The following is an 18,067-nucleotide window of genomic DNA, read 5'->3' on the forward strand; positions in this document are numbered from 1 at the left end:
GGGCGCTGATGCACAAATTTACGTATTACCCGTCATAGCTGGCCTGACTGGCGATTAAGTGGTGATCTGCGTCACATTTTTACCGTTAAACTCCTGACATTCTTTATGCCATCACGCGATGTAATAATTTTGCTTCGTCAGAAAGCGATACCCTTTATTGTAATTTTTAGGTTTACCACCTGGCTGGAGAATACTGGACAATGGCTAACATCGAAATTCGCCAAGACGCCCCGAAAGCATTTTATATAAAAGTGCACGATACGGATAACGTGGCGATTATTGTTAATGATAATGGCTTAAAAGCAGGAACACGTTTTCCTGATGGGCTGGAGTTAATTGAACATATTCCACAAGGCCATAAGGTGGCATTGGTGGACATTCCCGCTAATGGTGAAATTATTCGCTATGGCGAAGTCATTGGCTATGCGGTGCGCGATATCGTGAAAGGCAGTTGGATCGACGAATCCACCGTGTCGCTGCCGGAAGCGCCGCCGCTGAATACGCTGCCGCTGGCCACCAAAGTACCGGAACCGCTACCTGCGCTTGAGGGTTACACCTTTGAAGGTTATCGCAACGCCGATGGCAGCGTGGGGACGAAAAATCTGCTGGGGATCTCCACCAGTGTTCACTGCGTAGCGGGAGTTGTCGATTATGTCGTCAAAATTATTGAACGCGATCTGCTACCGAAATATCCCAACGTTGATGGTGTCGTCGGCCTGAACCACCTCTATGGCTGCGGTGTGGCGATTAATGCGCCTGCCGCCATCGTACCTATCCGCACCATTCACAACATCGCCCTGAACCCGAACTTTGGCGGCGAGGTCATGGTGATTGGCCTCGGCTGTGAAAAACTTCAGCCGGAACGTCTGCTGGAAGGCACGCCGGATGTGAATGCCATCCCGGTCGACAGCGCCAGCATTGTGCGTTTGCAGGACGAACAGCACGTCGGCTTTAAATCGATGGTTGATGACATTTTGCAGGTCGCTGAACGTCACCTGAAAAAATTGAACGAACGCCAGCGCGAGACCTGCCCGGCATCTGAACTGGTCGTCGGGATGCAGTGTGGCGGCAGCGATGCGTTTTCCGGCGTGACGGCGAACCCGGCAGTGGGTTACGCGTCTGACCTGCTGGTGCGCTGCGGCGCAACCGTGATGTTCTCAGAGGTGACTGAGGTACGCGACGCTATCCACCTGCTTACACCGCGCGCTATTAACGAAGAGGTGGGGAAACGCCTGCTGGAAGAGATGGCCTGGTACGATAACTATCTCGATATGGGTAAAACCGACCGCAGCGCCAACCCGTCCCCCGGCAATAAAAAAGGCGGGCTGGCAAACGTGGTGGAAAAAGCGCTCGGCTCGATTGCCAAATCAGGCAAAAGCGCCATTGTGGAAGTGCTGTCACCTGGTCAGCGCCCAACCAAACGCGGGCTGATCTACGCGGCCACGCCTGCCAGCGATTTTGTCTGCGGCACGCAGCAGGTAGCTTCCGGTATTACGGTGCAGGTCTTCACCACCGGGCGCGGCACGCCGTATGGCCTGATGGCGGTCCCGGTTATTAAGATGGCGACGCGTACCGAACTGGCGAACCGCTGGTACGACTTAATGGATATCAACGCAGGGACTATTGCAACTGGCGAAGAGACGATTGAGGACGTGGGTTGGAAGCTGTTCCGCTTTATTCTCGACGTCGCCAGCGGTAAGAAAAAGACATTCTCGGATCAGTGGGGGCTGCATAACCAGCTGGCGGTATTTAACCCGGCACCGGTGACCTGATATTCTTTTGGAATACTCCCCGCAAAACATGGCCTTAGGGCCATGTCAGACCGATGATAAACGCAAAATTGCCTGATGCGCTACGCTTATCAGGCCTACAATTTATCTTCAGTATATTGATTTTGCACTATTTTGTAGGCCGGATAAGGCGTTTACGCCGCATCCGGCAATAACAACACGCACCTTGTCAGCACTCTGACATCGCCCTGGCGATCGTGTTTTATTCCGCCACCACGACAACGTCGATTCCTGTCTTCCGCAACCCTTCCAGGCACTCTTGCGGAATACCGTCATCAATAATAATCGTATGGATCCGCTGAGTATCGATGATCTTATGCAGGCTCGAACGATTGAATTTACTGGAGTCGGTAACCACGATAATGCGTTCCGCGACTTCACACATTTTACGATTCAGCCGCGCTTCATCTTCGTTATGGGTACTGACACCACGTTCAAGATCGATCGCATCCACACCCAGGAAAAGCATATCAAAATGATAGTTTTGCAAAGACTGTTCGGCCTGATCGCCGTAGAAAGAGAGTGACTGTCGGCGCAAATGCCCACCGGTCATCAACAACTCAACGCCCTCTGCTTCCAGTAGCGCATTGGCTACGTTAATCCCATTCGTCATCGCGATTACGCCCTGATGATGGCGCAGCTTCCTGGCAATCTCATAGGTCGTCGTACCGGGGTCAAGGATCACACGATGCCCTGGATGAATCAGTTCTGCCGCAACCTGCGCAATACGCTGCTTAAGACCGGTATTCAGTGCACTTTTGTCTTCCAGGCTAGGTTCTATGTTTGTTGCACCCGTTTCACAAATCAGCGCGCCGCCATAGGCGCGTACAGCAATCCCCTGCTTTTCAAGGAACGCTAAATCATTACGGATAGTTACCGTTGATACACCGAAAAAGTGAGAAAGATCATTAACCTGAACACTTCCCTGTTGGCGTAACCGCTGAATAATCTGCTCACGGCGCTCACTGGTGCCCGTCATCCGTTTGTCCGCAGAAGTAGAGTCGCTCATCGATAATCCTTTTCTTAACCTTTCGTTTTATTTCGTTTCGTCTATTAACCCCTTTCTTTTACCAAAAAGCAAGCCGGAAACGGTGCAGAGACCGGTTTCTTAGTCACGCCAGAACCTTTCGTTATATTTCTTTTGTGAAACAGATCGTAATTCTATTATCTTTCGTTTTGTTTTTACATCACCTTAATACACTATCAAATGAAACAAACCGAAAGATTTACTGACACGAAACCCTACCGGGAGATGAAAGTGAAACATCTGACGCACGTCGTGGAGCAACATAAAAAAGGTAAAGCCAAAGGAATATACGCGGTCTGTTCCGCACATCCTGTTGTACTTGAAGCCGCCATCCGCTTTGCCCGTGAAATGCAAACTCCGCTTCTGATAGAAGCCACGTCGAATCAGGTCGATCAATTTGGCGGCTATACGGGAATGACACCTGTAGATTTTCGCCAATTTGTTATAGAGCTTGCGAACAAATGGCATTTCCCGTCAGAGGATCTGATCCTTGGAGGTGATCATTTAGGGCCAAATCGCTGGCAAAAATTATCCTCCGCTACTGCCATGGCTCACGCTGAAGATCTGATAAAAAGCTACGTTCAGGCCGGATTTAAAAAGATCCATCTTGATTGCAGCATGTCCTGCGCCGACGATCCTGTTCCCCTGACCGACACGATTGTCGCCAGCCGTGCCGCGCGACTGGCGACAATTGCCGAAGAAACGGCCCGCGAGATGTTTGGTGAATCTGACCTTGTTTACGTCATCGGTACCGAAGTGCCTGTTCCGGGAGGGGCCCATGAAACGCTAAACACACTTGAAGTGACGACGCCTTCTGCCGCGCAAGCGACGCTACGCGCGCATTACGATGCCTTTGAACAACATGGGCTCACTGCCATTTGGCCAAGAATCATCGGGCTTGTCGTTCAACCAGGCGTTGAATTCGACAACACGCAGGTTATCGATTACGTTCCTGAAAATGCCACCGCACTCAGTCAAATGATCGAAGATTACGACACACTAATCTTTGAAGCGCACTCGACCGATTATCAGAATCCTGCATCGCTGCAAAAGTTAGTTTGCGATCACTTTGCCATTCTTAAAGTAGGCCCGGCGCTCACCTTCGCGCTACGGGAAGCGCTTTTTGCCCTTAGCGCCATTGAAGAAGAGTTGCTCCCTTCTCGTGCCAGTGCCAGCCTTCGTACAGTGGTAGAAAATGTCATGCTGGAAAAACCAGAATACTGGGAAAGCCACTACCACGGAGACAACGCAGTACGCCGCCTGGCCCGAGGCTATAGCTATTCCGACCGCATCCGCTACTACTGGCCCGATCAATGCATTGATGATGCTTACCATCAGTTAGTACGAAATCTGGAGCATGAAACCCTCGCGCTTCCACTCCTCAGTCAATATTTACCGCTGCAATACGCGCGCGTTCGCGAAGGCAAACTCACCGCGACGGTGCATGAATTGATCATCGACCATATTCAGGACGTGCTGCGTCAGTATCACGCAGCCTGTACGCCGCAATAACAAAGAAGAAAAGAAAGGATAAATGTTATGCCAAATATTGTGTTGAGCCGAATTGATGAACGCCTGATTCACGGGCAGGTAGGTGTGCAGTGGGTGGGTTTCGCTGGCGCAAATCTGGTGCTGGTCGCGAATGATGAAGTGGCTGAAGACCCCGTTCAGCAGAACCTCATGGAAATGGTACTGGCAGAAGGCATTGCTGTACGGTTTTGGTCACTACAAAAAGTCATCGACAACATTCACCGCGCCGCTGACAGACAGAAAATTCTATTGGTTTGCAAAAACCCAACGGATTTTTTAGCACTGGTGGAAGGCGGCGTTCCGGTCAGCCGCATTAACGTCGGCAATATGCACTACGTCAACGGCAAACAGCAAATCGCAAAAACGGTTTCCGTCGATACCCGGGATATCGCCGCGTTCAACGGACTAAAGGCAAATAATGTTGCTTGCTTTGTCCAGGGCGTCCCCACAGAACCCGCACAGGATCTGTTTAAACTTCTCTGAAGGAGAGTGTCATGGAAATCAGTTTATTACAGGCTGCCGCACTCGGAATACTGGCCTTTATTGCCGGTCTGGATATGTTCAATGGCCTGACTCACATGCATCGCCCGGTCGTTCTCGGGCCGCTGGTAGGACTCATTCTGGGCGATTTGCACACGGGGATTCTGACCGGCGGTACGCTGGAACTGGTCTGGATGGGTCTGGCGCCTCTGGCAGGGGCACAGCCGCCAAATGTGATCATTGGCACCATCGTGGGCACCACCTTTGCGATTACAACAGGGGTAAAACCTGAGGTTGCTGTCGGCGTCGCCGTCCCTTTTGCCGTCGCCGTGCAAATGGGCATTACGTTCCTGTTCTCTGTTATGTCAGGGGTCATGGCACGTTGTGACAATATGGCCGCTAACGCGGATACCCGTGGTATTGAACGCGTCAACTATCTGGCACTTCTGGCTCTGGGGACGTTCTACTTTTTGTGTGCGTTCCTGCCAATCTATTTCGGCGCTGAACACGCCAAAACCGCTATTGATGTTCTGCCGACCCGCCTGATTGATGGTCTCGGCGTGGCAGGCGGCATCATGCCGGCTATCGGCTTCGCGGTCCTGCTAAAAATCATGATGAAGAATGTCTACATTCCCTACTTCATCCTCGGTTTTGTCGCCGCAGCCTGGCTGAAGCTACCGGTACTGGCCATTGCCGCCGCCGCGCTGGCAATGGCGCTCATTGACTTCGTTCGTAAAGATCCCGAACCCAAAACTGCACCGTCACAGCAGGAGGAATTTGAAGATGGCATCTAATCACACCACGCTGACCCCGGTTGCTGATAAAGAGGAAACCCTGCTGACCGGCGTAAACGAAAATGTTTATGAAGATCAGTCAATGGGGGCAGACCTGACGCGGCAGGATATTAATCGTGTGGCATGGCGCTCAATGCTTTTACAAGCCTCATTTAACTACGAGCGTATGCAGGCTTCTGGCTGGTTGTATGGTCTGCTCCCCGCGCTAAAAAAAATCCATACAAATAAGCGCGACCTCGCGCGGGCAATGACAGGACATATGGGATTTTTTAATACCCATCCTTTTTTAGTGACCTTTGTCATCGGCATCATTCTGGCAATGGAACGTTCTAAGCAGGACGTCAATAGCATTCAAAGTACCAAGATAGCCGTCGGCGCACCGCTGGGCGGGATTGGCGACGCCATGTTCTGGCTTACGTTGTTACCCATTTGTGGCGGGATTGGGGCTAGTCTGGCGCTTCAGGGATCAATCCTCGGCGCGGTTATTTTTATTGTTCTGTTTAACGTGGTGCATTTAGGTTTGCGCTTCGGCCTGGCGCATTACGCATACAGGATGGGTGTCGCGGCAATTCCACTTATAAAAGCCAACACGCGTAAAGTGGGGCACGCGGCATCGATTGTGGGCATGACGGTCATTGGTGCGCTGGTGGCAACCTATGTGCGTCTGGCGACAACGCTCGAAATTACCGCAGGCGACGCGGTCGTTAAACTTCAGGCGGATGTCATTGATAAGTTGATGCCTGCTTTTTTACCCCTGGTCTACACCCTGGCGATGTACGGACTGGTTCGTCGCGGCTGGAGCCCATTGCGCCTTATTGGTATCACCGTCGTATTAGGGATCGTCGGCAAATTTGCCCACTTCCTTTGAGCATAAGGAGACACAATGTTAAGCATTATTTTGACAGGACACGGCGGGTTCGCCAGCGGAATGGAAAAGGCGATGTTACAGATTCTTGGTGAGCAGGAGCAGTTTGTTGCCATCGATTTCCCGGAAACGTCCTCCACTGCGATTCTCACCGCACAGCTTGAAGAGGCAATACAAACCTTACCGGAAACCGAAGGCATCATTTTTCTCACAGACCTGTTGGGCGGTACGCCTTTCCGCGTGGCTTCAACGCTTGCGATGCCACGCCTTGATTGCGAAGTTATCACCGGCACCAACCTGCAATTATTGTTAGAAATGGCGATGGAACGCGATGATCTGAGCTGCACAGATTTTCGCCAGCAGGCTCTCAAGTGCGGTCACCGCGGTTTGACCAGTCTGGCCGATGAGCTTGTCCGCAATCGCGAAAGCGAACCCGTTGAGGAAGGAATATGACGCAAATCATCCGTGCCCGGCATGTATTGACCGGGCAAGGCTGGTGTCACGACAGGTTGCTTCGCATTGAAGACGGAATAATTACCGCCATCGAACCTGTACCGATTGGGATTCCTTTCCGTGAAGCTGAGTTACTCTGCCCAGCCTATATCGATCTGCATGTTCATGGCGGCGATGGCGTAGATGTGATGGATTGCGATCCTGACGCGCTTGATAGATTAGCCATTTTCAAAGCACAACAAGGGGTTGGCGCCTGGCTGCCCACAACGGTCACCGCTCCAATGGCAGAGATACATCACGCGCTGGCTCGCATTGCTAGACGTTGCCAGTCTGGCGGGCCCGGTGCAACGGTTCTGGGGAGTTATCTGGAAGGGCCTTTTTTCACGCCGAAGAACAGTGGTGCGCATCCAGCTGCGTTGTTTCAGGAGTTAGATCTCAACGAACTTGACCGCTTAATCACTGTTTCACAACGGACCTTACGCATCGTCGCGCTTGCACCAGAGAAGCCCGGAGCACTGGAAGCCATTACGTACCTTAAACAACAAGGTGTTCTTGTCATGCTTGGCCATAGCGATGCGACATGGGAACAAACACAGAAAGCCTTCGATGTTGGCGCTGACGGTCTGGTGCATTGTTTCAATGGCATGACGGGATTACATCATCGTGAACCCGGTATGGTGGGGGCGGGCCTTACGGATGACCATGCCTGGCTGGAGCTTATTGCTGATGGTCATCATGTTCATCCCTCGGTACTCGCGTTGAGTTGCACGTGCGCTCGCCAGCGCATTATTCTCATTACCGATACCATGCGTGCCGCGGGTATGCCGGACGGGCGTTACGATATCTGCGGTTGTGCTGTCGACATGAAACAAGGCGTGGTACGCACTGCGGAAGGTGGACTGGCTGGCAGTACGCTGTCACTGGATGTCGCGGTTCGCAATATGGTGCAGTTCTGCGACATCAGTTCAGAAGAGGCGATCAAAATGGCATCGTTGCACCCTGCCAAACTGCTGGGTATGGATAGCGAATTGGGCACCATCGACGTCGGAAAACGCGCGAATCTTATCGCTCTGGATAGCCATTTACAGGTACAGAAAACCTGGGTGAATGGCATCGTCGCTATTTAAAACCTTTCGTTATGTTTCCAACTGACTTATTGAGTCTCTCAGTAAGTCAGATTCTTTCACTTCCTTATCTTGATAAACAAATAAAACCTTATAATTCATCCTCTTAAATAAAACACCCTTCATATCTCACAAATTTCGTTTTATTTCCTTTTATCAGATTGACCTTTCACTTTCTTTTCTATAGATTTTAGGAAAAGAAACGAAAGAAGCAGTGAAATGAAATGAAAGGTCAATTCCCTCACTGTAATTTCCTGAATGGCTACTGCTAAGGATGATGTGATGAGTGAAACACTGGATATCAATGCAACGGCGGCACCCACCTGGACGGAGGAAGAGATTCGCCAACAACCAGAGACCTGGCTGAAGGCGCTCAAAAATCTTGATAACCAACGGTCTGAGATAGATGCGTTCCTGAAACCTGTTCTGAAGGCCGGGAACGTCAAAATTATTCTCACGGGAGCCGGAACCTCAGCCTTTATTGGCGATATTATCGCGCCCTGGCTGGCCCGACATACTCAGCTTGATATCGTTGCCGTGCCGACCACTGATATCGTGAGTAATCCGATGGATCATTTCAGTAAAGATCGCACAACGCTGCTGGTCTCCTTTGCGCGATCCGGCAACAGCCCGGAAAGCGTGGCAGCCGTTGAGTTGGCCAATCAAATGATCGATAACAGCTACCATTTGATGATCACCTGTAATGATGCTGGCGCACTTTACCAGGATGCTCATAATAATCCTCGGGCATACGCGCTGTTGATGCCCGCTGAAACGCACGATCGTGGCTTTGCCATGACCAGCAGCATCACCACAATGATGGTAAGTTGCCTCGCCGTTTTCGCCCCGGAAGTCATTAACCTTGCAAGCTTCAGCGCAGTCTCTGAACGCTGCCAGCAGATTATTGAATCTCTGGGCGAATTCCATTCCCATCCCTTCGGCGATCTTCCTTTTAAACGCATCGTCTACCTTGGCAGTGGCGGATTACAAGGCGTAGCACGCGAATCAGCGCTGAAGGTTCTCGAGCTTACCGCGGGCAAATTGGCGGCCTTCTACGATTCCCCTACGGGTTTTCGCCATGGACCAAAATCATTGGTCGACGGGGAAACGCTGGTGGTTGTGATGATTTCAAGCCATCCGTACACCCGTCAGTACGATCTGGATCTTCTGACCGAATTGCGTAATGACAAGCAAGCAATGCGCGTCATCGCGATCTCTGCTGAGAAGCATCCGGCGATCGACGCGGGCCCACATTTCTACCTACCTCCCGCTCGCCATTTTCATGATGTTGAACAGGCCTTTTGTTTCCTGATCTACGCACAAATTTTTGCCCTTTCGGAATCGCTAAAAGCCGGAATTACCCCCGACTCCCCTTCGGCTAACGGAACCGTAAACCGTGTCGTTCAGGGCGTCACTATTCATCCCTGGAACGCATGAGAGGTCTGACAAATGGCAATTATCTCGACGAAATACCTGCTTCAGGATGCCCAGGAAAAAGGTTATGCCGTTCCCGCATTCAATATTCATAACGCCGAAACTATTCAGGCGATCCTGGAAGTATGTAGTGAACTTCGATCGCCGGTTATCCTGGCCGGAACGCCGGGTACCTTTAAACACATCGCTTTTGAAGAGATTTACGCGCTGTGTGAAGCCTACTCAGCAAGCTACGATATCCCCCTCGCTCTCCATCTCGATCATCATGAAAAACTGGATGATATCCGCTGTAAAGTCGACGCAGGCGTACGCAGCGCAATGATCGATGGCAGCCACTATCCGTTTGAAGAGAATGTCCGTTTGGTGAAATCGGTCGTCGATTTCTGCCATCGTCACGATTGCAGCGTTGAAGCCGAGCTAGGTCGCCTGGGTGGCGTCGAAGATGACATGAGCGTCGATGCAGAAAGCGCTTTTCTTACCGACCCGCAAGAGGCCCGTCAATTTGTGGAACTGACCGGGGTAGATAGCCTGGCCGTTGCGATCGGAACAGCCCATGGTTTATATAAACAGCGCCCAAAAATTGACTTTGCTCGACTAGCCGAAATTCGTGAAGTGGTTGATATTCCGCTGGTTCTCCATGGTGCGAGTGATGTGCCAGACGAGTATGTCAGACGCGCCATTGAGTTAGGTATTTGCAAAGTTAATGTTGCAACAGAATTGAAAATTGCTTTTGCCGCGGCAGTTAAAAACTGGTTTAGCGAAAATCCTGATGGTAATGACCCACGCTATTATATGCGCGTAGGGATGGATGCAATGAAAGAAATCGTTAGAAACAAAATTGCCGTCTGTGGTTCAGCACAAAAACTACTCGCTGAGTCAATAAGTTAAACCCTGGCTTAACTCTCTATTTAAAAAAATGACATTGCATTAAAGCATGAAAATAGCGTTATCTGGCATTCACTGGATAACGCTATTTTTGAAATAATTACGTAGTAATACGTAATTAAAAACACTCAGTTTATGAATGACACAAATAAGTATTCACCACCCTTATAATACAATAAATTTCTATGACAGGAAAATATAACATGAGTTCTCCAAATATTTTATTAACACGTATCGATAACCGTTTAGTTCATGGTCAGGTCGGTGTGACCTGGACATCGACCATCGGAGCAAATCTGTTAGTCGTTGTTGATGATGACGTGGCGGGTGATGACATTCAGCAAAAGCTTATGGGCATGACCGCAGACACCTATGGTTTCGGTATTCGATTTTTCTCTATAGAGAAAACCATTAACGTCATTGGTAAGGCTGCGCCCCATCAAAAAATATTCCTCATCTGCCGCACGCCTGCAACGGTCCGTAAACTCGTTGAAGGTGGTGTACCACTTAAAGAGGTGAATGTAGGGAATATGCATTTCTCTGAGGGTAAACGCCAGATCAGCAATAAAGTTTATATCAATGATCAAGATTTAGAAGACTTACAATTTATTAAGAACAAGAACATTAATGTTTTTATTCAGGACGTCCCTGGAGATCAGAAAGAAAGCATACCTGAGTAAATGGTCTCCAGATATTCAACCCGACATTACTGATTCATGAGGCATTAATATGCATGATATTACATTAATGCAAGGGATATCCCTTGCCGCGTTAGTGTTCTTCCTTGGAATTGATTTTTGGCTGGAAGCACTTTTCCTTTTTCGCCCCATTATCGTTTGTACGTTAACGGGTGCAATTCTGGGAGATATTCAAACGGGGCTTATCACGGGTGGATTAACCGAACTGGCCTTTGCAGGTCTTACACCTGCGGGCGGCGTTCAACCTCCGAACCCCATTATGGCCGGATTGATGACCACCGTTATTGCTTACTCCACTGGCGTTGATGCCAAAACGGCGATTGGCCTCGGTCTCCCTTTCAGCCTGCTGATGCAATACATCATTCTCTTTTTCTACTCAGCCTTCTCGCTGTTTATGGCTAAAGCTGACCGCTGTGCAGAGGAAGCAAACACAGGGGCTTTTTCAAGGCTTAACTGGACGACCATGCTGATTGTCGCCAGCTCATATGCCCTGCTCGCTTTTCTGTGTACTTATCTGGCGCAGGGGGCGATGCAATCACTGGTTAAGGCCATGCCAGGCTGGTTAACACATGGATTTGAAGTCGCTGGCGGCATCCTACCTGCTGTCGGTTTCGGCCTGCTGTTACGCGTGATGTTTAAGGTGCAGTTCACGCCTTACCTGATAGCCGGGTTCCTGTTTGTCTGTTTTATCCCAGTCAATAACTTACTGCCGGTTGCCGTGCTTGGTGCAGGCTTTGCTATCTGGGAATTCTTCAACGCAAAAACCAAAGCTGCGACGCAGGTCGTGCAGAAAAATGAATCAACAGAGGACTACAGCAATGGGATCTGAAATTAGCAAAAAAGATATTACCCGCTTAGGGTTTCGCTCCTCTTTGCTTCAGGCCAGCTTTAACTATGAACGTATGCAGGCCGGCGGATTTACCTGGGCAATGTTACCGCTGCTAAAGAAAATCTATAAGGACGACAAAGCCGGGCTGAGCGCGGCAATGAAGGATAACCTCGAGTTTATTAATACTCACCCTAACCTGGTGGGCTTCCTGATGGGCCTGTTAATCTCCATGGAGGAAAATAAAGAAGATCGCAGCACTATCAAGGGGTTAAAGGTTGCATTGTTTGGGCCCATTGCCGGGATTGGCGACGCTATTTTCTGGTTTACATTGTTACCGATTATGGCCGGGATCTGTTCATCTTTTGCCAGTCAGGGGAACCTGCTCGGGCCAATACTCTTTTTCGCCGTCTATCTGGGCGTATTCTTCCTGCGCGTCGGCTGGACGCATATTGGTTATACGCTGGGCGTCAAAGCGATCGACAAAGTGCGTGAGAACTCGCAAATGATTGCCCGTTCCGCGACGATCCTCGGGATCACCGTCATCGGGGGTTTGATTGCCTCTTACGTGCACATCAACGTGATCACCACGTTCGCTATTGATGCCACTCATAAAGTTGCGCTCCAGCAGGACTTCTTCGACAAAGTCTTCCCGAATATTCTGCCTCTGGGCTATACGCTACTGATGTACTACTTCCTGCGGGTGAAAAAATCACATCCAGTATTACTGATTGGGGTGACGTTCGTACTGGCAATCCTCGCCTCAGCACTGGGCATTCTTTAGGATATCATCATGCAGAAAATTAATGTCTGTCGTCACTATGACGTTTTGAGCCAACAAGCCAGCGAACTGTTGCTTGCCTGCATTGAAAACAAACCGGACGCTGTCATTTGCCTTGCTACCGGCGCGACACCGTTGCTTACCTATCAGTATCTTGTAGAGAAAATCCACCAGCGCAAGATAGATATCAGCAAAGTGACCTTTGTAAAACTGGATGAGTGGGTGGGCTTACCCTTAGAGACACCAGGAACCTGTGAGCATTTCCTGCAACAACACGTTATACAATCGCTGGCGTTACGAGCAGACCAGCTAATCGGCTTCCGATCCGAAGGGATTGATGAAACAGAGTGCCTGCGTGTGACGCATCAAATTGCCCAACGCGGCGGGCTGGATCTCTGCGTTCTGGGTCTGGGTAAAAATGGTCACCTGGGTCTGAATGAACCCTCACCGACTCTCGAACCGTTCTGCCACATCAGCAAGCTTGATGATAAAACGCGGGGTCATGACATGCTGCAACAAGCAGGTCTTCCCGTTGAATTCGGTATTACGTTAGGGCTGAAAGAAATCATGAGTGCCAGAGAAGTTCTTATGCTGATTGCAGGAGAGGGAAAACAGGATGCTGTGGAACGGTTTATGTCAAAAAGGATAAGTACGCTAACACCAGCCTCATTGCTGTGGTTGCACGAGAAGTTGACGTGTCTGGTTGATGGATCAATCGCGAGATAGAACGCCTGTCAGGTTGCGGCTTAATCGGGAGCCGCAACCTGGTCAATTCGTTTTAATCGCCTTGCTGCTCCAGCGCATACTTATACAGCGCATTCTTCTTCACGCCGTGAATTTCCGCGGCCAGGGCTGCCGCTTTTTTCAGTGGCAGTTCTGCCTGTAACAGCGCCAGCGTGCGCAGTGCATCGGCGGGTAAATCATCTTCCTGCGCTTTATGCCCTTCGACAATTAGCACCATTTCGCCTTTGCGACGGTTTTCATCTTCTTTCACCCACGCCAGCAGTTCAGCCACCGGCGCGCCGTGAATAGATTCCCAGGTTTTGGTGAGTTCACGGGCCAGAACCACATAGCGAGATTCGCCCAATACCGCGACGATATCTTCCAGGCTATCTAACAGACGGTGTGTTGACTCGTAAAAAATCAGCGTGCGCGTCTCTTCTTCAATGGCTTTCAGCGCATCGCGACGGCCTTTTGATTTGGCTGGTAGGAAGCCTTCATAGCAGAAACGGTCCGATGGCAGACCGGCGGCGCTCAGTGCGGCGATAGCGGCACACGGCCCCGGCAGTGGGACAACGCGGATGCCCGCTTCACGACAGGTACGCACCAGATGATAACCAGGATCGTTAATCAGCGGCGTACCGGCATCAGACACCAGCGCAATGTTTTGCCCCTCTTTCAGCTTCGCCACCAGCGTTTCCGCTTTTTGTTGTTCATTGTGGTCGTGAAGCGCAAACAAACGGGCGTTAATCGCAAAGTGTTGCAGCAGCAAACCGGTGTGACGCGTGTCCTCTGCGGCAATTAAATCAACGGCTTGTAATACGTTTAATGCACGTTGGGTGATATCAGCCAGATTCCCGATAGGAGTGGGTACAATATAGAGCTGACCTTCAGAATTCTCAGCTGATTCGTGTTGTTTCATTGTTTCATCCGTATTGCCGATTTAATATTGAGCATTGAGCCAAAAAAATATCACTGGATACATATGGTACCGTCAACATTTCTTCGTTCTAAAGCCGCGCGCTGCCTGCCTGTTGTTATGGCGGCATTACTTTTCGCCGGCTGTGGCACCCAGCAAACACAGGACCAGAGTGCATCCCATTTAGAGGGAACCGCACAAGCGGACTCGGGTTATTACCTGCAGCAGATGCAGCAGAGTGCGAATGATAGCAAGACCAACTGGCAATTACTCGCCATTCGTGCACTGCTGAAAGAGGGTAAGAGCCAGCAGGCAATGGAACTGTTCGGCCAGTTACCGAAAGAGCTTAACGATGAGCAGCGTCTGGAGCAGTCCCTGCTGGCCGTTGAGATCAAACTGGCACAGCAAGATTTCAAAGGCGCGGAAGCGCTGCTGGCGAAAATCGACCCGAAGGGTCTGAGCAATAATCAACAGATCCGCTTCTGGGCCGACGGCATCGCCTCGCAGCAAGGGAAGCCTACCCTTGCGTTGCTGCGCGCGTTAATCGCGCAGGAACCCCTGCTGAAGGCCGTACCGGAAAAACAGAAAAATATCGATGCCACCTGGCAGGCGCTTTCCGCAATGACGCAGGAACAGGCCAACGCGCTGGTGATTAATGCCGATGAAAATGTGTTACAAGGTTGGCTCGATCTGCAACGTGTCTGGTTCGATAATCGTAACGATGTCAACATGATGAAAGCCGGAATCAAAGACTGGCAAACTCGTTATCCACAGAATCCAGGCGCAAAACTGCTGCCGACCCAACTGGTAAATGTGCAGAGCTTTAAACCCGCATCAACCAATAAGGTAGCCCTGCTGCTGCCGTTAAATGGTCAGGCCGCGGTGTTTGGTCGCGCCATTCAGCAAGGTTTTGAAGCCGCGAAAAACGGGATTTCTTCGGTAAGCGGCAGCGCAGTGCCGGAACAGGTTGCACAGGCGGCATCGACAAATAACGTGGTGAGCCCGTCTCAGGCTGAAGTCACTGACCTGACGACACCGCAGACGCATCCAGTACAGGCCCCAGCACCTGCACAAGCACCGGTGCAGTCTGTCACCACTGCGCCACAGCAACAGGAGCAAGCGCCTGCCACAACCGCACCTGCGACGCCTGCGGCCCAGCCCGTTGCTGCGAATCCGTCTGCCGAGCTGAAAGTTTATGACACCACCACGCAACCTATGAGCCAGATTCTGACGCAGGCTCAGCAGGATGGCGTCACGCTGGTGGTCGGCCCACTGTTGAAAAACAATGTCGACGATCTGCTGAAAAGCAATACGCCGCTGAACGTGCTGGCGCTTAACCAGCCTGAGTCAGTCACCAACCGTTCTAACATTTGCTACTTCGCGCTCTCTCCGGAAGACGAAGCGCGTGATGCCGCGCGTCATATTCATGAGCAGGGAAAACAGGCTCCGCTACTGTTGGTACCGCGCAGCGCACTGGGCGATCGCGTAACGCGCGCCTTCGCAGAAGAGTGGCAATCATTGGGCGGCGGTACCGTGTTACAGCAGAAATTTGGCTCCCTGTCTGAGCTGCGCGGCGGTGTGAACGGCGGTTCCGGTATTGCCTTGACCGGCAGCCCGGTCACCACCAGCCAGAATCAACCGCAGAGCGTAACGATTGGCGATTTAACCATTCCGGCACCGCCGAGCGACGCGCAAATCAGCAGCGGGGGTAAAGTGGATGCCGCGTACATCGTGGCGACAGCGCAGGAAATTGCGTTCATCAAGCCGATGATCGCCATGCGTAATGGCAGCCAGGGCAGCGCAACGTTGTATGCCAGCTCGCGTAGCGCGCAGGGCGTCGCCGGGCCCGATTTCCGTTTAGAGATGGAAGGCTTACAGTACAGTGAGATTCCAATGCTGGCGGGCAGTAATCCGTCTCTGATGCAGCAGGCACTGCGTGCGGTGAATAACGACTATTCCCTGGCGCGCCTGTATGCAATGGGCGCAGATGCCTGGTCGCTGGCGAATCATTTCTCGCAAATGCGCCAGGTGCCAGGCTTTGAGCTGAACGGCAACACCGGCGATTTGACGGCAACTCAGGATTGCGTGATTAACAGGAAGTTATCATGGCTCAAATACCAACAGGGGCAGGTCGTTTCAGCAAACTAACCACGAAACAGACTGGCGACGCGGCGGAGCTTCGTGCGCGTCGCTGGCTGGAACATCAGGGGTTAACATTCATCGCCGCCAACTTTCGCGCTCGCGGCGGCGAAATCGACCTGATTATGCGCGATGGTACGGTAACGGTTTTTGTGGAAGTCCGTTACCGTACTTACGGTGCGTATGGCGGTGCTGCCGCCAGCGTAACCCGGAGCAAGCAACATAAATTATTACACACTGCTCAATTGTGGCTCGCCCGTCACAATGGGAGTTTTGATACTGTGGATTGCCGGTTCGATGTGGTAGCCTTCACGGGCAATGAGATCGAATGGCTTAAAAACGCATTTAGCTAATAGCAACATCAAGAATTTAAAGGGAAATCGTGCTCGAAAGAATTAAAGTTTGCTTCACTGAAAGCATTCAAACGCAAATTGCAGCGGCAGAAGCCCTCCCGGATGCTATCTCCCGAGCCGCTATGACCCTTGTGCAATCACTGCTCAATGGCAACAAAATTCTCTGTTGTGGTAACGGGTCCTCCGCCGCCAACGCACAGCATTTTGCTGCCTGCATGATCAATCGTTTCGAAACCGAGCGCCCTGGTTTACCCGCGATTGCACTTAATGCGGATAACGTGGTCTTAACGGCGATCGCAAACGATCGCTTACACGATGAGATTTACGCCAAGCAGGTTCGCGCGCTGGGTCATGCCGGAGATGTGTTACTGGCAATTTCAACGCGAGGCAACAGCCGCGACATCGTGAAAGCGGTTGAAGCTGCCGTGACGCGCGATATGACCATTGTGGCGTTAACCGGCTACGACGGTGGTGAGCTGGCTGGTTTGCTCGGTCAGCAGGATGTGGAAATTCGCATCCCTTCGCATCGCAGCGCGCGCATTCAGGAAATGCACATGCTGACGGTGAATTGCTTATGCGATCTGATTGATAACACGCTTTTCCCACACCAGGACGATTAAGGAGTACATATGAAGGCATTCTCGCCCGTCGCAGTCCTTATTTCCGCGCTGCTGCTTCAGGGATGCGTCGCCGCAGCCGTGGTTGGCGGCGCTGCGGTTGGTACGAAAGCGGCAACCGACCCGCGTACAGTGGGAACCCAGGTTGACGATGGCACGCTGGAGCTACGCGTAAACACCGCGTTGTCGAAAGACGAACAAATTAAGAAAGAGGCGCGAATCAACGTGACAGCATACCAGGGCAAAGTGCTGCTGGTCGGTCAGGCACCCAATACCGCGCTGGCCTCTCAGGCCAAACAGATTGCCATGGGCGTTGACGGTGCAACCGAAGTCTTCAACGAAATTCGTCAGGGCGCGCCAATTAGCCTGGGGACTGCCTCCACGGATACCTGGATAACCACGAAAGTACGCTCCCAGTTGCTGACGACCGATCAGGTCAAATCGTCGAACGTGAAGGTCACAACGGAAAACGGAGAAGTGTTCCTGATGGGGCTGGTAACGGATCGTGAAGGCAAAGCCGCTGCGGATATCGCCAGCCGCGTTAGCGGTGTGAAACGCGTTACCACGGCGTTTACCTATATTCAGTAACGGCAAAGGCCTGCGTCAATCGCAGGCCTGATAAGCGTAGCGCC

19 protein-coding genes are annotated in these 18,067 nt (G+C 51.3%); 17 read left to right on the plus strand and 2 right to left on the minus strand.

Going from position 1 to position 18,067, the window contains the following annotated elements; genetic code table 11:
• Window positions 1-200 precede the first annotated feature (200 nt).
• The gene (gene garD, locus NMC31_RS15160; protein WP_253898365.1) at window positions 201-1,772 is read left to right on the plus strand and encodes a galactarate dehydratase; all 1,572 of its coding nucleotides are present in this window, start codon (window positions 201-203) and stop codon (window positions 1,770-1,772) included.
• Between the two features lie 220 nt (window positions 1,773-1,992).
• On the opposite strand, the gene NMC31_RS15165 is transcribed toward garD, so the two are convergent.
• Complete coding sequence (locus NMC31_RS15165; protein ID WP_253898366.1) at window positions 1,993-2,799, minus strand: DeoR family transcriptional regulator; 807 nt, start codon at window positions 2,797-2,799, stop codon at window positions 1,993-1,995.
• 249 nt (window positions 2,800-3,048) lie between these two features.
• Here NMC31_RS15165 and kbaZ point away from each other — a divergent pair, with 249 nt between their 5' ends.
• The 12 genes from kbaZ to NMC31_RS15225 all read left to right on the plus strand — a co-directional run bounded on the left by kbaZ (window position 3,049) and on the right by NMC31_RS15225 (window position 13,413).
• Complete coding sequence (gene kbaZ, locus NMC31_RS15170) at window positions 3,049-4,329, plus strand: tagatose-bisphosphate aldolase subunit KbaZ (RefSeq protein ID WP_149463958.1); 1,281 nt, start codon at window positions 3,049-3,051, stop codon at window positions 4,327-4,329.
• A 27-nt stretch (window positions 4,330-4,356) separates the two neighbouring features.
• Complete coding sequence (agaV, locus tag NMC31_RS15175) at window positions 4,357-4,830, plus strand: PTS N-acetylgalactosamine transporter subunit IIB (RefSeq protein ID WP_149463959.1); 474 nt, start codon at window positions 4,357-4,359, stop codon at window positions 4,828-4,830.
• Window positions 4,831-4,841: 11 nt separating this feature from the next.
• Window positions 4,842-5,621 carry a PTS N-acetylgalactosamine transporter subunit IIC gene (gene agaW, locus NMC31_RS15180; RefSeq protein ID WP_149463960.1) on the plus strand — a complete coding sequence of 260 codons (780 nt, stop codon included), beginning with the start codon at window positions 4,842-4,844 and terminating at the stop codon, window positions 5,619-5,621.
• Window positions 5,611-6,489 carry a PTS N-acetylgalactosamine transporter subunit IID gene (gene agaE / locus NMC31_RS15185; RefSeq protein WP_253898367.1) on the plus strand — a complete coding sequence of 293 codons (879 nt, stop codon included), beginning with the start codon at window positions 5,611-5,613 and terminating at the stop codon, window positions 6,487-6,489. Before agaW ends, agaE begins: the two co-directional genes overlap by 11 nt.
• 15 nt (window positions 6,490-6,504) lie before the next feature.
• On the plus strand, window positions 6,505-6,939 hold the full coding sequence (gene agaF / locus NMC31_RS15190) for a PTS galactosamine/N-acetylgalactosamine transporter subunit IIA (protein WP_253898368.1): 435 nt from the start codon (window positions 6,505-6,507) through the stop codon (window positions 6,937-6,939).
• A complete protein-coding gene (gene nagA / locus NMC31_RS15195; RefSeq protein ID WP_253898369.1) occupies window positions 6,936-8,066 on the plus strand; it encodes an N-acetylglucosamine-6-phosphate deacetylase in 1,131 nt (376 codons plus the stop codon). Before agaF ends, nagA begins: the two co-directional genes overlap by 4 nt.
• Before the next feature lie 279 nt (window positions 8,067-8,345).
• Window positions 8,346-9,500 carry an SIS domain-containing protein gene (locus tag NMC31_RS15200; RefSeq protein ID WP_253898370.1) on the plus strand — a complete coding sequence of 385 codons (1,155 nt, stop codon included), beginning with the start codon at window positions 8,346-8,348 and terminating at the stop codon, window positions 9,498-9,500.
• Between the two features lie 12 nt (window positions 9,501-9,512).
• Window positions 9,513-10,385: a tagatose-bisphosphate aldolase subunit KbaY gene (kbaY, locus tag NMC31_RS15205; RefSeq protein WP_253898371.1), complete on the plus strand. Its 873-nt coding sequence runs from the start codon at window positions 9,513-9,515 to the stop codon at window positions 10,383-10,385.
• Between the two features lie 200 nt (window positions 10,386-10,585).
• The gene (gene agaB, locus NMC31_RS15210; RefSeq protein WP_253898372.1) at window positions 10,586-11,062 is read left to right on the plus strand and encodes a PTS galactosamine transporter subunit IIB; all 477 of its coding nucleotides are present in this window, start codon (window positions 10,586-10,588) and stop codon (window positions 11,060-11,062) included.
• 49 nt (window positions 11,063-11,111) lie between these two features.
• The gene (gene agaC, locus NMC31_RS15215; protein WP_149463967.1) at window positions 11,112-11,909 is read left to right on the plus strand and encodes a PTS galactosamine transporter subunit IIC; all 798 of its coding nucleotides are present in this window, start codon (window positions 11,112-11,114) and stop codon (window positions 11,907-11,909) included.
• Complete coding sequence (gene agaD / locus NMC31_RS15220; RefSeq protein WP_253898373.1) at window positions 11,899-12,690, plus strand: PTS galactosamine transporter subunit IID; 792 nt, start codon at window positions 11,899-11,901, stop codon at window positions 12,688-12,690. Before agaC ends, agaD begins: the two co-directional genes overlap by 11 nt.
• Window positions 12,691-12,699: 9 nt before the next feature.
• The gene (locus NMC31_RS15225; protein WP_253898374.1) at window positions 12,700-13,413 is read left to right on the plus strand and encodes a galactosamine-6-phosphate isomerase; all 714 of its coding nucleotides are present in this window, start codon (window positions 12,700-12,702) and stop codon (window positions 13,411-13,413) included.
• 52 nt (window positions 13,414-13,465) lie between these two features.
• Here NMC31_RS15225 and rsmI read toward each other — a convergent pair whose 3' ends face one another.
• Window positions 13,466-14,329, minus strand: coding sequence for a 16S rRNA (cytidine(1402)-2'-O)-methyltransferase (rsmI, locus tag NMC31_RS15230; RefSeq protein WP_253898375.1), 864 nt, complete (start codon window positions 14,327-14,329; stop codon window positions 13,466-13,468).
• Between the two features lie 63 nt (window positions 14,330-14,392).
• Between rsmI and NMC31_RS15235 the strand changes: the two genes are divergently transcribed.
• From NMC31_RS15235 to dolP, 4 genes are read left to right on the plus strand one after another with little or no spacing between them, the layout of a single operon-like run.
• Window positions 14,393-16,474 carry a penicillin-binding protein activator gene (locus NMC31_RS15235; RefSeq protein WP_253898376.1) on the plus strand — a complete coding sequence of 694 codons (2,082 nt, stop codon included), beginning with the start codon at window positions 14,393-14,395 and terminating at the stop codon, window positions 16,472-16,474.
• The gene (locus NMC31_RS15240; RefSeq protein ID WP_253898377.1) at window positions 16,432-16,818 is read left to right on the plus strand and encodes a YraN family protein; all 387 of its coding nucleotides are present in this window, start codon (window positions 16,432-16,434) and stop codon (window positions 16,816-16,818) included. The genes NMC31_RS15235 and NMC31_RS15240 overlap by 43 nt, the downstream gene beginning before the upstream one ends.
• Window positions 16,819-16,847: 29 nt before the next feature.
• The gene (gene diaA / locus NMC31_RS15245; RefSeq protein WP_015962885.1) at window positions 16,848-17,438 is read left to right on the plus strand and encodes a DnaA initiator-associating protein DiaA; all 591 of its coding nucleotides are present in this window, start codon (window positions 16,848-16,850) and stop codon (window positions 17,436-17,438) included.
• Window positions 17,439-17,447: 9 nt separating this feature from the next.
• A complete protein-coding gene (dolP, locus tag NMC31_RS15250; protein WP_149463973.1) occupies window positions 17,448-18,023 on the plus strand; it encodes a division/outer membrane stress-associated lipid-binding lipoprotein in 576 nt (191 codons plus the stop codon).
• Window positions 18,024-18,067: the final 44 nt, after the last annotated feature.

Origin of the sequence: Pseudocitrobacter vendiensis, assembly GCF_943590815.1 — a bacterium.
GTDB classification, from domain to species: Bacteria; Pseudomonadota; Gammaproteobacteria; order Enterobacterales; family Enterobacteriaceae; genus Pseudocitrobacter; species Pseudocitrobacter vendiensis.

Excerpts from the sequence above, each read along its gene's own strand:
- rsmI (WP_253898375.1), bottom strand. The coding sequence starts at position 14,329 with ATGAAACAACACGAATCAGCTGAGAATTCTGAAGGTCAGCTCTATATT.
- agaE (WP_253898367.1), top strand. The coding sequence starts at position 5,611 with ATGGCATCTAATCACACCACGCTGACCCCGGTTGCTGATAAAGAGGAA.
- NMC31_RS15165 (WP_253898366.1), bottom strand. The coding sequence starts at position 2,799 with ATGAGCGACTCTACTTCTGCGGACAAACGGATGACGGGCACCAGTGAG.
- agaV (WP_149463959.1), top strand. The coding sequence starts at position 4,357 with ATGCCAAATATTGTGTTGAGCCGAATTGATGAACGCCTGATTCACGGG.
- NMC31_RS15225 (WP_253898374.1), top strand. The coding sequence starts at position 12,700 with ATGCAGAAAATTAATGTCTGTCGTCACTATGACGTTTTGAGCCAACAA.
- agaW (WP_149463960.1), top strand. The coding sequence starts at position 4,842 with ATGGAAATCAGTTTATTACAGGCTGCCGCACTCGGAATACTGGCCTTT.
- agaB (WP_253898372.1), top strand. The coding sequence starts at position 10,586 with ATGAGTTCTCCAAATATTTTATTAACACGTATCGATAACCGTTTAGTT.
- agaF (WP_253898368.1), top strand. The coding sequence starts at position 6,505 with ATGTTAAGCATTATTTTGACAGGACACGGCGGGTTCGCCAGCGGAATG.
- dolP (WP_149463973.1), top strand. The coding sequence starts at position 17,448 with ATGAAGGCATTCTCGCCCGTCGCAGTCCTTATTTCCGCGCTGCTGCTT.
- agaC (WP_149463967.1), top strand. The coding sequence starts at position 11,112 with ATGCATGATATTACATTAATGCAAGGGATATCCCTTGCCGCGTTAGTG.
- nagA (WP_253898369.1), top strand. The coding sequence starts at position 6,936 with ATGACGCAAATCATCCGTGCCCGGCATGTATTGACCGGGCAAGGCTGG.
- kbaY (WP_253898371.1), top strand. The coding sequence starts at position 9,513 with ATGGCAATTATCTCGACGAAATACCTGCTTCAGGATGCCCAGGAAAAA.
- agaD (WP_253898373.1), top strand. The coding sequence starts at position 11,899 with ATGGGATCTGAAATTAGCAAAAAAGATATTACCCGCTTAGGGTTTCGC.
- NMC31_RS15235 (WP_253898376.1), top strand. The coding sequence starts at position 14,393 with ATGGTACCGTCAACATTTCTTCGTTCTAAAGCCGCGCGCTGCCTGCCT.
- garD (WP_253898365.1), top strand. The coding sequence starts at position 201 with ATGGCTAACATCGAAATTCGCCAAGACGCCCCGAAAGCATTTTATATA.
- NMC31_RS15240 (WP_253898377.1), top strand. The coding sequence starts at position 16,432 with ATGGCTCAAATACCAACAGGGGCAGGTCGTTTCAGCAAACTAACCACG.
- NMC31_RS15200 (WP_253898370.1), top strand. The coding sequence starts at position 8,346 with ATGAGTGAAACACTGGATATCAATGCAACGGCGGCACCCACCTGGACG.